This window comes from Arthrobacter hankyongi, from assembly GCF_022012395.1.
GTDB lineage: Bacteria > Actinomycetota > Actinomycetes > Actinomycetales > Micrococcaceae > Crystallibacter > Crystallibacter hankyongi.
The window spans coordinates 99,465-112,651 of sequence record NZ_JAKLTQ010000007.1; the positions used below are offsets into that span (position 1 = coordinate 99,465).

The window sequence follows — 13,187 nt, forward strand, 5'->3', positions numbered from 1 at the left end:
GCCGTCGTCCTTCCGTTAAGGGCCACCGGCAGCGGCTACGCCGCCACCGCCCCCGCCGCCCCGGCGGGCAGCGGCCAGGCCTCGATCCGGACTTCGAGGTCCAGGTGGATGCCTTCCTTGACGGCCAGGGTGTCGGTCAGGAACTCGGCGAGGCTCCGATCGGTGACCAGCCGGGGATCGCCGGTTATTTCCCCGCGCAGCACGGCCCTGCTGTCGGTCAGTTCAACAACGCTGAATCTGGCATTGCCCACCCCGTTGGCGGCAAGGTGTTCAACGCTGCTGCGGAAAATGTGTTCAGCGCCCTTGCGGGGCGCCACGGTCATGGAGAAGGCTGTTAGGTTCTGCCTCATATCCCTTCCCTCCGTTCGTGTCGCTCTTTGATATGCCCGGGCCTGCTACCGGCGCAGGGCCTTGGACGGTTGTGGCTGGCCGCTCAGTCGATAGGCGCCGGCACCCATGAGGAGGAAACCAATAACCCCCACGAGGATGAACTGCATGGCAACACCTGCCAGCAGGATCAGGATGCCGGTCACCAGCAGGACCAGGTCCCACAGCCCCGGCACGGACGGGCCCACGACCAGGCCGCGGCGCAGCTTCTGGGCAAACTCGGGATCCTCGAGGCTCAGCTCGCGCTCCAATTGCTCCAGCCGTTTTCGTTCTTCATCTGTCAAAGGCATTGGAACCTCCTTATCCAGGCGGTGTCGTCCGCGTCTAATTCGCCGCCTCTTACGCGAAATAAATTCAGCGGCCCAATCCCAGCCTACCGATAAACGGGAAATTAAGCCAAAAGATCCCACCCTGCCACGCCAAGCAGCCGAATGATTGAAATTCGCCAGCAAAAATTTGACTGACCGAAGCGAATCCAGCTTTTATGCCACAAAAAATCGAAACGAAATCAATAACGCTGCGATCCGGCCCGCCCACCAGGAGAAACCGGCGCCGGGTCCGGGCCAGGCCGCATGACCGCTGCCCGGTCACGGAGGATGAGGGCAGGCTGCTCCCGGGTGACCTCGTGAACCAGGGATGCGGGAACCGGTGTGAAAATACGCGGCGCAGCCCGGACGCGAAAGCAATCCTGCCCAGCGCCGGCGTCGCCGAAAAGTCGGCATCAAAGATTTCTTTGGTGAAGCCACTGAGCACACGCCTGACGGATTCCCCAACGAATTCTGCAGCCAGGAAAAGAGGCTCGCACAAAGGATTTCTGCCGGGAAGAATTCGGCATGACCGTGGCATTGATGTCCACAATCCGACCGCCGCCGCGCTGCCGCTGGCCGTGGGTTCGGGCGTGTGCCGGCTTCGAGCAGACCGTCGGCGGCAGCTTCTCCTGGAACGACGGCGCCGACCTGGACGCCGACCTCGCCACTCTGGCAGGCACACCCCGGCTGACCGCGGACAAGGACGCGGTGGCCACCGTGGAACGGATCGGCACCTTCACCGGCGGGCTCGACGTCCCGGTGCTCAGCCTGCACACCACCGGGGACCCGGCCGGGCCGACGGCGGACGAGGCCGCTTACGCCTCGGTGGTGCGCGCGGCCGGGGACAACGCCCAGCTACGCCAGACCTTCGTCAAGGCCGCCGGCCACTGCACCTTCACCGACGCCGAACAGGCCACCGCCACCCAGGTGCTGATCAACCGGGTCAAGCAGGGACACTGGGATCCGGCAAACCCGGCCCAGCTGAACCGGCAGGCCGTCACGCTCGAGGACGCCTCGCCCACCGTGCTCGGATCCTCCCGCTTCACGGACCCGGCGCCGGCCCAGCCGGCCCGCCTGTGGGATGTCCGGCAGTGGGGAACCTACTGACGGCCGTCCGGGAAACGCCCCAAGCGTCCGTCCCGGGAGCCGCCACCGGTTCCGGGACGGACGCCGGCGTCAGGCGTCTTTCGTTGCCCGCTGCGCCCGGCGGCATAATCGACACTGCGGGACCGACGGGTACCGACAACCAGAAAACAGGAGGCAGCCGGGTGCAGGAGAAACTGTGGACCAGGAACTTCGTGCTCGCGATCGGCGCGAACCTGTTCATCTACATGGTGTTTTACCTGCTGATGACCTCCATGGCGCTCTACGCGGTCCAGCGGTTCCAGGCCGCCGACACCGCCGCCGGCTTTGCCTCCAGCGCCTTCGTCGTCGGCGCGCTGGTCTCGCGCTTCTTCGCCGGGCCGCTGCTCGACGCCGCCGGCCGGCGCCGGGTCCTGATGGTGAGCCTGGCGGTGTTCGCGGCGATATCCCTGCTCTACATTCCGGCCGGCTCGCTGGCCATGCTGCTCGTGCTGCGCCTGCTCCACGGCGTGGCCTTCGGAGTCGGCCACACCGCGGTCACCGCCGGCGCGCAGGCCCTCATCCCGGCCGCCCGGCGCGGCGAAGGCACCGGCTACTTCGCCGTCTCCACCTCGGTGGCCACCGCCCTGGGGCCGCTGCTGGCGGTACTGCTCTCCGCTGGCGGCGAATACGACGGCGTCTTCCTGTTCAGCGCCGGGTGCTCGGCGGCCGCATTCGGCGTCTCCCTCTTCCTGAAGCTGCCCGAGCGGCGGCCGGCGCCGGCCGCCGCCGCCGTCGGGCATGGCCCGGGCGGCAAGCCGCGCAGCCAGCCGCGGACACCCCGCGCGGTACTGGAAAAGGTCCTGGAGCCGGCAGTCCTGCCGATCGGCAGCGTGATGCTGGTCGGGTGCCTGGCCTATTCCGGCGTGTTGTCCTTCCTGTCCTCCTACGCCCAGTCGCGCGGCGCCGCCCCGTCCGCCGCACTGTTTTTCCTGGTCTTCGCCGCGGCCGTGCTGGCAGCGCGCCTGTTCGCCGGCCGGATCCAGGACCGGCAGGGCGCCAACGTCGTGATGTACCCGGCGCTGGTGATGTTCGCCGCCGGCCTGGCACTCCTGGCGCTCGGGACGTCCGGCGGGACCGTCACCGCCGCCGGCATCCTGGCCGGCCTCGGCTTCGGGAGCATGATGCCGTGCACGCAGGCGATCGCGGTCAGCCAGGTGCCCGAACGGCGGCTGGGCACCGCCGTCGCCACCTATTTCCTGATGCTCGACGTCGGCACCGGCTTCGGCCCGGTGCTGCTGGGGCTGCTGCTGCCGCTGACCGGTTTTCCGGGGATGTACGTCTGGCTGGGGGTGCTGATGCTGGCGTGTATCGGGCTGTACTACGGGGTGCACGGCAGGAAGCGGCTGCTGGAGGTCTGCGCGTAACGGCACATCGGCAGGCAGCACCGGGCTCGAAGGCCTTGGGCAGAGCAGAACCCTCATCGGGCGGAAGCCGGGGATGGCAGCTCCTTGACCGGCACCTGGCCCCGCCATGACGTTGCGTCCTCGTAGGCGTGCGCGACGGCCAGTACCCTGGCGTCGTCGAACTCCCGTCCCATCAGATGCATTCCCACGGGCTGGCCGCTGGTGAAGCCGCACGGCACACTCGCGGCCGGCATGCCGGTCAAATTCGCGCAGGAAAGCATTTTCAGGGCGCCCGCGAGGGAGTCTTGCGAGGCGTCGCCGGTCAGTTCCTGGGACATTGCTGACGCCAGCGGAGCGATGGCCGGGAGAGTGGGAGAAACCAGGATGTCGATGCCCCTGCTGTCCATCACGCCGGACAGGGACTCCCGAAGGTAGCCGCGCACGTCCCGGGCCAGGCGGATGTCCTCAGCGGAAATCAGGGCCCCCGTCTCGATCATGATTCGGGTGCCCTGCAGGTATGCCTGCGGGTCACGGCGAAGACGTTGCTGGTGATGGCTGACGGCTTCCGACAGGGATATGGCCAGGCTGGCGGGAAGGGCCATGGCCAGCTCCGGAATCGACACGTCGATGACTTCAGCCCCAAGGCCGCCTAAGACTGCCAGGGCTCCTTCGAGGACGGAACGCACCTCCGGTGCCACTCCCCACTGCGACCACATGGCACGGTCCACGGCCACCCGGATTGGCTCGACCGGTCCCTGGATTTGCCCGGCCAACGGCCCGCCCATCCGTACGGCCGCAGCGTCGTCCAGCATCCCATCGAGCAGGACCGCACAGTCCACGACGCTGCGGGTAATCGGTCCGATGTGGTCCAGGGTGTGGCTGATGTTCAGGACTCCCGAACCATCGACCAAACTGCGTGTCGGCTTGAGCCCGACGAGGCCGTTGACGGCCGCCGGGTTCCGCACCGAACCGCCGGTATCCGTGCCGAGGGCGCCCGGCGCGCTGCCCACCGCGACGGCGACTCCGGACCCTATGCTCGACCCGCCTGCGTAGCGGCCCGGGGCCCAGGGGTTGCGTGTAGGCGGGCTGCCCTGGCCGAAGGCGAACTCGTACGTCACCGTCTTGCCGAGGATGACCGCCCCGTTCCGGCGGAGTCGGCGGACAACTCCGGCGTCGGCGGTGGCGACATTTCCCTTCAGCGCTGCCGACCCGCCCTCGGTCGGCAGGCCTCGGACGTCGATGACGTCCTTGATCCCGAGGGGAATGCCATGGAGGGGGCCCGGGATCCGGCCGTTGCTTGTCTGCGCGTCGGCGGCCCGGGCTGCAGCCGTGGCCCCCTCGGCATCGACATGGGCCCAGGCGTGCGCGTATTCTTCCGTGCTGCGGAGGCGCTCGAGGACGGAATCCAGCAGCTCGACGGCGGACAGCCGGCGGGTGCGGATCAGCGCAGCGGCCTCGGCGATACCCAACTCCCATGGTTCAGTCATCGGTGCCCCGCCTTTCCTTCGGGGCCGCCTGCAGCTGCCCAAAATACTCCCGGAGCTCATCGATTCCGTTTCTGAAGTCCTGGTAGGAGTGTTCCAGGGCCTGCCAGTCCTGCTGTGCAGTGGTTTCGTCGACGACGGCGAGGATACGGTCCCGGTGTGCGGGTCCCAGCGCGTTGTTCATCGGTGGGCCTCCGCTGTCAGTTTCCCCTCGCGGACGACGCAGATGCCGTCGACGAACACGTACCTCACGTCCCTGAAGTCTTCCGCGCCGGCAACCACGACGTCGGCCGCCCGGCCGGCCTGCAGACGGCCGCTTTGCGGGGCGATACCCGGGATCAGGTCCGCAACGGCGGAGGTGGCCATGGCGACGGCGCCGGCGAGGGGGCGGTGCCCTTGGGCAGCGACGTCCTGGACGGCCGCGATCAGTTCGTCGTGCTCCCCGTCCCGTCCGTAGTCGGTGGCGAGCACGGACACCAGACCGGGCTCGCCGAGCAGTAGGTCCCAGTGGTCGCGGGTGGTGACGGTGTGCCGGCGGTGCAGCAGGTCGAACACCGAGGCCTCGGCCGGCCAGCCGTTGCCACGTCCCAGGACAGCAAGCTCGAGTGCTTCGGCAGGACTGTGGGACGGGTGGTTGACATGGGCTGCGATCACTTGGACCCCGTTCCCCCGTGTTTCGGCCATCAGGTCGCGCAGGATGCGTGCGGTGGCGGAGGCGCTGTGCACGATGGCGGGAACGCCCAGGCGTGATGCTGCCAGCACGCCTTCCCGGATCCCCGTGATGGCGGGCACGAACGAGGGCAGCACGGAGTCCTCGATCACCGTTCTGAGCTCGTCCATCGTGAGGCGTCCCGACAAGCCTGCCTCATAGGCCGCAGTGTCCAGAGCCTCGGCATCGAAGGCGGAGGCATCGATGAACCTGCCGAGCACCGCCTCCTTCAGGCGCCGCGCCTGACCGATCTCCACGCGCACGCCGGTCAGTTTCTCGATGGCCGCCGGGATGTAGACCAGGTCCTGGCCACCCCCGCCGAGCGTCTGTCCGCCGCCGAGCTCGCCGATGGCCACGGCGCCGTCATCGATCATCCGTTCCACGGTCAGGGCGCGTGTGCGGGCAGTCAGGCCCCGGCCGTCGGCGAACTGCGCGGCCTGGAGCGCTGCGGGCAGGTGGCTCGTGGCACCGCGTACGTGGACCGCGTGGCGCCGGTCCGCCTCGCGGACCTCGTCCATGCCGGCGAAGCCGCAGAGGTTGAGCACCGTGGTGGTGCCGGCCAGCAGGTGGCGGTCCAGGTTTCCCATCCACGCCTGCTCGGCCAGGCGGGCCGCGGCGCTGGGGAAGAGCGGGCCGGGACTGACCCCGTGGGCGTGGCAGTTGATGAGGCCCGGCATCACCACGCAGCCTGCCGCGTCGATGGTCTCCCCGGCGAACTCCTGCACCGGATCCCACCGCGTCAGGACATCGGCGACCCGGCCATGGCGCAGCACGACGACACCGTTCGCAATAACGGTGTCACCGGTGCCGGGGACTACGGTTCCGCCCTGGATCAGCGTGGACATCGCCCTCCCTGTCAGCTATTTTCAGAATATCGAAGTTTCTTCACCATAGACGCAACTGCTGGATCTTGGAATACCCGTCCTCGACCGAGGGGAGATCGGATTGACAGGGCAGACCACCACGCGTGGATTTGTTGGCTACGGCGAGTTCCCGCCGGATTTCCGCTGGCCCGGCGACGCCAGGGTGGCAGTCTCGCTGGTCATCAACGTGGAGGAAGGAGCCGAGCGCAGCCGGGCCCGCGGCGATTCCGCCGATGACCTCGGAGCCCACTGGATCCCGGCCCATGCGGTTCCGGGCGCCCGGAACCTCACGCTGGAATCTGCCTTCGAGTACGGTGCGCGGGCCGGCATTTGGCGCCTCCTGCGCATCCTTCGACACCACGAGGTCCGGGCCACAGCGTTCTGCTGCGCAGCAGCATTGCAGCTCAATCCGGGGGTGGCGGCTGCGCTGGTCCGGGACCGCCACGAGATCGCCGACCACGGCCAGCAGTGGGACACTCATACGGGCCTCAGCGCCGAGGACGAGCAGCAGCTGATCATCCAATCCCGGGATGCCATCACTGCAAGCACCGGGGTACGCCCCACCAGTTGGTACTCGCGCGACGGGCTCAATCCGCACACGCGGCAGACGCTGGCTGCCGCAGGGTTCACCTACGACTCGAACAGTTTCAACGACGACGTGCCGCACTGGGGGGCCGGCCCAAACAATCCCCGGCTGCCGGTGCTGCCCTACGCCGGCGACACGAACGATTCCGGCCTCCTCGGCCTGTTTCCTACGGCCGGTGCCTTCGCCGGCCATCTCGCAGCCACGCTGGACATGCTGCTCGCCGACACGCGCAGCGGCCCCTCGGTCATGAGCATCGGACTGCATCCGCGCCTGATCGGCAGGCCGGCGTATGCGGCCGCCCTCGGCCGGTTCCTGGCCCATGCACAGCAGAACGGAAAGGCAGTATGGTTCGCCACCCGCGAGGAGATCGTCAATTGGTGGCTGCTCCGGACCGGCGGAGACGCCGGCCCGGACCCTCACGTCTCTGAAATTTAGGACATGGCGAGCAGCCGGCCCCAGCCCGGGATGGGGCGGGCTGCCCCCGCGAGCTGCAGCAGGTGCCAGAGCGTGGCCGTGGCGCTGTCCACGACGGGCAGCCCGTACTCCGCTTCGAAGCCGGCGGCAAGGTACCCCGAGCGGAGGTTGGTGCCGATGCAGACGACGGCATCGGCACCGCCCATGAAGGCAGGCCGCATCATCGACTCGATGTCACCGCGGCCAAGGAGGGCAATCTGCGGATTCGACATCACGGTTGCCGGGACGAAGGTGCCGGCCACCTCGATGCCGTGCCGGGCATATTCCTCCTCGATGAGCCGCGCGATGCCGGCCGGGCCGGGGAAGACGACGGCGATCCGTGCGGCCGAGAGCGCCTGCAGGGCGGCCAGGACGGCCAGGGACGCGGTGGTCGCCGGTGCCCCCGTCGCCGCGGCCAGTCCCGCGCACAGGGCGCGGTCGCCGGCAACACCCGTCCAGGACCCCGACGTTCCGTGGAACGCCACCGCGGCCACCTCGGCGTCGGCCAGCAACGCCGGGGCCTCGCCGAGCACCTCCGCGTCGATGGCGTCATCGAGGCTCGGCGGCAGCCGGAAACGGCTGTAGTGCACCCCCACATCCGGCTGGTCCGCGAGCATGGCTGCGGTCATCGACTCCGCGTTCGAATTCGACGAAGGCACCAGGACGCCCAGGCGGTACGACGGACCGGGCGCATCCACTAGTGGGCCCTGCCGAGCGAGGGCGGCGTGGAGATGGCGAGCATGACCGCCGCGGACTCCGTGTGGTTGCTCCACCAGTGCGGCAGGGAGGCATCATAGGTCAGGCTGTCGCCGGGTCCCAGCGTGGAGTCCTGTCCCGCGACGGTCGCCACCAGCGTACCGGCCTGGACCAGGACGCATTCCTCGCCTTCATGCGAGTGCGGGACATGGGAGCCGTCGAAGTTGGCGGGGATCGTCATGCTGACTACGCCAAGCTTCCGGTCGGTGTCCGGGACGATCAGTTCCATGCTGATGCCCTGGGACGGAATTTCGATCCGCCGCCTGTCCGTCCGGCGCACGAGCATGCGTTCCCGGCCCTCGTTCGGATTGGTGAACATGCTGGACAACGGGAGGTCGAGTGAGTTTGCGAGGCGAAGGAGTGTCGCGAAAGAGGGATTGCCGATCCCCCGCTCAATCTGGCTGATCAGGCCCGCGCTGACACCGGCCCGGTCGGCGAGTTCTTCCACCGTGAACCGGCCGACCCGCTGGTTCTTGACCATCGCTCCCAGATGGGTGATCCAGAAGTCCCGGTCCAGGGTCTCGCTCGCCTCGTTATCTGCCGCCTCCATGACGTCCACGACGCCCCCTTCATTTATTGCGGACTTTTCATCAGTATATCGAAGATGTTCAGTTTGCCTGCTGGCGTTGGCCGCAAGGCTGCCGCCGCTCTGGCGACTCATCCTAGCCGCGATGCCGCGTATCCGGACAGCAACGAGGCCAGTTCCCGCTCCCAATAGACCGCACAGCGGTCGGCACCGCTGGCGAACACATCTCCGGCGCCCTCCATGCCCGCTGCCGGGAGTCCCACGCTGTGGCCCGCCCGCGACAGCACGCCGACGACGGTCCGGACCGCGTTTTCCACCGCCTCCGGGCCTCCGTCCCCCCTCCGCCGCAGGTCGCTTGCCAGATCCGTCGGCCCTACCCACCCCCCGCTGAAGAACGGGGAAGCCGCGAAGTCTTCCACCCGCTCGACCGCGTCGACGGTCTCAAACAACACAGTAATCCGCGGCGGACGTGAGTAGTCCGCCCCGAATGCCGAAGCCTGCGATACCTGCTTCGGCCGCGACCCCTCGGGGGCATAGCGGGTCGCGTCGTGGGCGCGCTCAAGCTCGTTGATGCTGCACACCTGCGGCAGGACAATCTCACCCACACCGGTGTTCGCGAACGCCACCAGCGTGTTCGCTTCCAGATCGGGAACACGGACCGCCACCTGTACCCCGGAGCCTGCCAACCGCTGCACAACGTCACGGCACTGCTGGACGGTTAGCCCTGTCTGTTCCGCATCGAGGACCAGGAAGTCCACGCCCGCATGGACGAGGATGGCAAGCAGCGAGGGCGTCGGTTCGGCAGTAATCAATCCCACGCTGCGTTCCAGCGCCGGCATGGCGGTGTTGTGTGACATCGAGGGCTCCTCCAGGTAGTTTGCGGGATCTGCTGTTGCCGGACGGCACTGTCCCTACTCGTCGGGGACGAACTGCCAGTCCGCGGGCTTGCTGACCCCGACAACCAGGTCAACCGCGGTATCGCCGTCGTTCGTGAGGCCATGCCGGGTCCCCCGCGGGATGTAGATGCCGTCGCCGGGCCGGGCGCGGTACTCGGTGTCGCCGAGATGGACCAGCGGAGTTCCGGAGATGACGACATAGAATTCCGAGGCATCGGGGTGGTGGTGACACAGGTGGTGCTGGCCAGGCAGGATCCGCCCCCAGCTGACGCACAGGTCATCGGAACCGCTCAGGTCCCGGGAGATGAGCGTGCACACCAGCCCCTGGTCGCGCTGGCCGTTCAGGCCGATCTTGTCGAGTTCCGCGAAACCTTGCTGGTCGACGTTGTGCACCAGCCGGGCAATATCCGTCATCGCGTCCCCTTTGCTCGCGGCTGCCATCACGCCACCCCCTCAAAGGCCGCCTCGGGCTGCCGTACCGGTGGATGCTCGAGCCACCAGCGGGCGATCTCCTCGCGGGTGGCAAACCAGACTCCCTGCTGGGCGAGCGCATACTCCAGGAAGCGGCGCACGCCGTGGGCGACGCTGGGCCGCCCACCGATCCGCAGGTGCAGTCCGACCGACATCATCTTGGGCACGGTCTCGCCCTCGATCAGCAGGCAGTCGAGGGTGTCCTTGAGCACGGTGAAGAATTCGTCCGCGGTGCCCAGGCTCCCGCTGCCCCAGAACCGGGCATCGTTGGTGTCACCCGAATAGGGCAGGACAAGGTGCCGGGCAGGGCCGGCCTGAACATGGTAGGGCAGGTCATCGGCGTAGGAGTTCGAGTCGTAGAGGAAACCCTCCTCGGCGAGGATCGTCCGGGTGTTCTCGGTAATCCCCTCCCGGACGTACCACCCCACCGGCGTCACCCCGGCGACGGCCTGGATCGCAGCCACGCAGGCCCGGATTTCGGCCCGCTCCTCGGCGGGGGTCATGCCGACGGTCCCCCGCCACTTGTAGCCGTGCGCGCAGATCTCGTGTCCGTCGCGGACGATCGCCCGGGCCGCTTCGGGATTCCTTTCGAGCGCGGCGCCGCAGGCCATGAAGGTCGCCGGCACCTTGTATTCGCGCAGCATGCCCAGGTAGCGCCAGATGCCCACCCGGCTGCCGTACTCGAAGAACGACTCTTTCATCAGGCTCCGGCGGGCGGGATCGGCGGACCAGCCCCCGAAGACCGACACATCCTCGTCGCGCCCGTCGCCGGCCTCGATGGAACTCTCCGCACCTTCCTCGTAATTGAGCACGAGGGAAACGGCGACCTTGGCATTATGCGGCCATCTGACGACCGGCGGGTTCTCCCCGTATCCAATCAGGTCTCTCATTGCTTCACTCCTCGCAGCTGGTTGGCGTCCGGCATGGAACTTTTTCAGTATTTTGATTTTTCTTCATTATAGAACTCTTCCCTCGTAGACCTGGCGGTGCGCCGCCAGCGACGTCATGAGCATGCCCTCAACGTCGTCGATCACATTGCCGTGTGCCGGGCCGACGAACCTGACGGGAAGCGCTTCCAGCGTTTCCCTGACCTGCTCGAAGGCCGGGACGACGTCGACGAACTTGGTCCAGTAGAGCGCCCGGCCGGTGCCGTACGCCGCCTGTTCGACCGTCGGGGGCACCGGCATCTCGCCGGAGAGCATCCGGCACTGCCCGGGCAGGTGCACCGGCTCGTCGTCTTCCTCCGGCGCGGGCACGTCGTGGATGTAGGAGAACCCGTCCGAGACGAACAGCATCCCGGCCCCGCTGTCGTAGCCCCAGAGCGTGTTCTCGAGGTCGCGGATGAAGGCAGTCAGGAACCGGAACTCGCGGCCGCCGAGATCGAGGCACTCACCGGCTGCCTTGGAAATGAACCGGTCCTCGTATTCGGGGAAGTGCAGGAGGTAGTCGCGCACGTCGCCGACGACGAGCGCCGAGGGATATCTCTCGAGCAGCCCGGGCAGGTTGCCGGCGTGGGGTATTTCCGGGTGGGTGGGGAAGATATAGTCCAACGGACGCCCACCCAGCGCCGTGTCCAGCTGTTCCATGACCACCGGCAGGTGGGCCGGGTCCCCGGTATCGACCAGGATCGAGGCCCTGGCCCCCACCACCAGATAGGCGGAGACGTGGTAGTGGACCTCCTGGCCCGGGGCATTGGCGACCAGGCATCCGCCCAGCCAATGCACGCCGTCGGCAATCAGCCGGGCCTCATGTGCTGCGCTCATCGGCCCCCCATTTCAAAGATGGCTACCGCCAGGCCTTCGGCTTCCCGGGCGCATTCCGCGACGCCGGTGAACGGCACCCCGTAACCGGGCCCGATGGCGGCCACTTGCCGGTTGCGGACATTGCGCAGCACGTCATGGGCGATCGGCCGCGTGTCGGCCTGGGTGAACCAGCGGAATTTCCGCAGTCCGTCACGCGGGTCCGCGCCGGCGTCTGTGCCGTGGGTGAAGGCGTCGGAGGTCAGCAGCACCCCCGACTCCGGATCGAAGATCCACAACGTCGGCAGCAGGCGGAGCAGCGGGGAAACGAACTCGAGGACGACGCCGTCGATCACTTCGACCTCAAGGGAACTGCCGGGCTCCACCGAGACCCGCCGGGCCGCGGCCGCAGCACGGGGCACCGTGATCCCGCCCGTGTACCACACGGACTCGACGGAAAACCGGGCCTCGATGGCCGGCAGGTTCAGGCAGCATTCCATCTCGGTCCTCGTGAGCACGATGGACAGCGGCTCCCCCGGGGCGAGCAGACGGTCGAGCTGCCGCAGGATCTGGTCCGCGTGCAGACGGATCCCGGTATCGACGAGCACCGAACCGGACCTGCCCCGGACCAGGTAGCAGCTGACCGGCTGGCGCCTGCGCACCCCGGGCGGGCACCAGCTGACCCGCTCATCCAGCAGGATGTCTCCGCCCAGCCGGTGGATGCGCCCGCCGGCCAGGGGGTCGGGCCCGGAACCGAAGTTCGGGGCCTCCGCGGTGGACCGTTTCATCGCACGCCGTGCAGGCTCGAGGACATGGATGCCCCGCGGGACGCCGATTCCCACACGGCAACAGCCTCCTTGAGGGAGCACACGTCATGGCGTGCCTTCATGACCGTCATCGCCGCATCGTGGACGACCGTGTCATACGCGCCCACGGCGTCCTCGAGCAGAACGGCATAGAAGTCGTTGTGCACCGCATCGCGGAGCGTGGCCTCGACGCATCCTCCGGTCGAGACCCCGACCAGGGCTACCGACTCGATTCCCTGGCTGCGCAGGAGCAGGGCGAGTTCGGTGCCCACGAACGCGCTGGGCCGGCGCTTGGTGATGACGACTTCCCCCGCTTCGGGCATGCACGGTTCGCAGAAGTCGGTGGCCGGATCACCCTTGAGGCTGAGCCTGCCCAGGTCGATCGGACGCCCGTTGGCTGCCGTGTACAGGGCCCGCAGCCAGGCGGCCGGTGAGCTGGCGCCGTCGGGAAGGTTTTCGACCCGGATGTGGAAGACGGGCACGCCGTTGGCCCGGGCTGCGGCGATTGCCTGTCCGCAGGCCTCGACGACGGCCGGCATCATGCTCAGGTCGTGGCCGGAGTCGCCGATGGCCCCCCCGGCCGACACCGCGCCCTGCTGCATGTCGATGACCACAAGCGCCGTGGTCGCCGGGTCGAGCAGCTCATCGAGTGTGTCGCGTACCAGCTTTCCGCAAAGTTCAATCATGGCTGTGCTCTTTCTCGTGGGGTTCGGGGCCGGCCGCAGTGGCCGCCGG

The 13,187-nt window shown here is 68.0% G+C and carries 16 protein-coding genes; 3 read left to right on the forward strand and 13 right to left on the reverse strand.

Annotated elements, in window-relative coordinates:
• Nucleotides 1–35: 35 nt before the first annotated feature.
• Both LVY72_RS11520 and LVY72_RS11525 read right to left on the reverse strand, forming a co-directional pair.
• A complete protein-coding gene (locus LVY72_RS11520) occupies nucleotides 36–350 on the reverse strand; it encodes a hypothetical protein (RefSeq protein WP_237820946.1) in 315 nt (104 codons plus the stop codon).
• A 45-nt stretch (nucleotides 351–395) separates the two neighbouring features.
• Nucleotides 396–677, reverse strand: a complete 282-nt coding sequence (locus tag LVY72_RS11525; RefSeq protein WP_237820948.1) for a DUF3040 domain-containing protein — start codon at nucleotides 675–677, stop codon at nucleotides 396–398.
• A 558-nt stretch (nucleotides 678–1,235) separates the two neighbouring features.
• On the opposite strand from LVY72_RS11525, the gene LVY72_RS11530 reads away from it, so the two are divergent.
• A complete protein-coding gene (locus LVY72_RS11530; protein ID WP_237820950.1) occupies nucleotides 1,236–1,802 on the forward strand; it encodes a hypothetical protein in 567 nt (188 codons plus the stop codon).
• 161 nt (nucleotides 1,803–1,963) lie between these two features.
• Nucleotides 1,964–3,184 (forward strand): MFS transporter, encoded by a 1,221-nt coding sequence (locus LVY72_RS11535; protein ID WP_237820952.1) that lies wholly within the window; start codon nucleotides 1,964–1,966, stop codon nucleotides 3,182–3,184.
• Nucleotides 3,185–3,237: 53 nt separating this feature from the next.
• Here the strand turns inward: LVY72_RS11535 and LVY72_RS11540 are convergent, their stop codons facing one another.
• From LVY72_RS11540 to LVY72_RS11550, 3 genes are read right to left on the reverse strand one after another with little or no spacing between them, the layout of a single operon-like run.
• Complete coding sequence (locus LVY72_RS11540; protein ID WP_237820954.1) at nucleotides 3,238–4,650, reverse strand: amidase; 1,413 nt, start codon at nucleotides 4,648–4,650, stop codon at nucleotides 3,238–3,240.
• Nucleotides 4,643–4,831 carry a hypothetical protein gene (locus LVY72_RS11545; protein ID WP_237820956.1) on the reverse strand — a complete coding sequence of 63 codons (189 nt, stop codon included), beginning with the start codon at nucleotides 4,829–4,831 and terminating at the stop codon, nucleotides 4,643–4,645. Before LVY72_RS11545 ends, LVY72_RS11540 begins: the two co-directional genes overlap by 8 nt.
• Entirely contained in the window at nucleotides 4,828–6,201 is a 1,374-nt protein-coding gene (locus LVY72_RS11550; RefSeq protein WP_237820958.1) for an amidohydrolase family protein, read from the reverse strand. Before LVY72_RS11550 ends, LVY72_RS11545 begins: the two co-directional genes overlap by 4 nt.
• Before the next feature lie 100 nt (nucleotides 6,202–6,301).
• Between LVY72_RS11550 and LVY72_RS11555 the strand changes: the two genes are divergently transcribed.
• A complete protein-coding gene (locus tag LVY72_RS11555; RefSeq protein WP_237820960.1) occupies nucleotides 6,302–7,240 on the forward strand; it encodes a polysaccharide deacetylase family protein in 939 nt (312 codons plus the stop codon).
• Here LVY72_RS11555 and LVY72_RS11560 read toward each other — a convergent pair.
• The 8 genes from LVY72_RS11560 to LVY72_RS11595 form a co-directional block, all read right to left on the reverse strand.
• The gene (locus LVY72_RS11560; protein ID WP_237820962.1) at nucleotides 7,237–7,956 is read right to left on the reverse strand and encodes a maleate cis-trans isomerase family protein; all 720 of its coding nucleotides are present in this window, start codon (nucleotides 7,954–7,956) and stop codon (nucleotides 7,237–7,239) included. The two genes, LVY72_RS11555 and LVY72_RS11560, sit on opposite strands and share 4 nt — an antisense overlap.
• Nucleotides 7,956–8,564, reverse strand: a complete 609-nt coding sequence (locus LVY72_RS11565; protein WP_237821146.1) for a cupin domain-containing protein — start codon at nucleotides 8,562–8,564, stop codon at nucleotides 7,956–7,958. The genes LVY72_RS11560 and LVY72_RS11565 overlap by 1 nt, the downstream gene beginning before the upstream one ends.
• A 107-nt stretch (nucleotides 8,565–8,671) precedes the next feature.
• Nucleotides 8,672–9,397: an aldolase/citrate lyase family protein gene (locus tag LVY72_RS11570; protein ID WP_237820964.1), complete on the reverse strand. Its 726-nt coding sequence runs from the start codon at nucleotides 9,395–9,397 to the stop codon at nucleotides 8,672–8,674.
• A gap of 54 nt (nucleotides 9,398–9,451) precedes the next feature.
• Complete coding sequence (locus tag LVY72_RS11575) at nucleotides 9,452–9,850, reverse strand: cupin domain-containing protein (RefSeq protein ID WP_237820966.1); 399 nt, start codon at nucleotides 9,848–9,850, stop codon at nucleotides 9,452–9,454.
• 26 nt (nucleotides 9,851–9,876) lie between these two features.
• Nucleotides 9,877–10,797: a polysaccharide deacetylase family protein gene (locus LVY72_RS11580; protein WP_237820968.1), complete on the reverse strand. Its 921-nt coding sequence runs from the start codon at nucleotides 10,795–10,797 to the stop codon at nucleotides 9,877–9,879.
• A 66-nt stretch (nucleotides 10,798–10,863) separates the two neighbouring features.
• Nucleotides 10,864–11,670 carry an MBL fold metallo-hydrolase gene (locus LVY72_RS11585; RefSeq protein ID WP_237820970.1) on the reverse strand — a complete coding sequence of 269 codons (807 nt, stop codon included), beginning with the start codon at nucleotides 11,668–11,670 and terminating at the stop codon, nucleotides 10,864–10,866.
• Complete coding sequence (locus tag LVY72_RS11590; RefSeq protein WP_237820972.1) at nucleotides 11,667–12,488, reverse strand: MBL fold metallo-hydrolase; 822 nt, start codon at nucleotides 12,486–12,488, stop codon at nucleotides 11,667–11,669. The genes LVY72_RS11585 and LVY72_RS11590 overlap by 4 nt, the downstream gene beginning before the upstream one ends.
• On the reverse strand, nucleotides 12,431–13,138 hold the full coding sequence (locus tag LVY72_RS11595) for a cysteine hydrolase family protein (protein WP_237820974.1): 708 nt from the start codon (nucleotides 13,136–13,138) through the stop codon (nucleotides 12,431–12,433). Before LVY72_RS11595 ends, LVY72_RS11590 begins: the two co-directional genes overlap by 58 nt.
• Nucleotides 13,139–13,187: the final 49 nt, after the last annotated feature.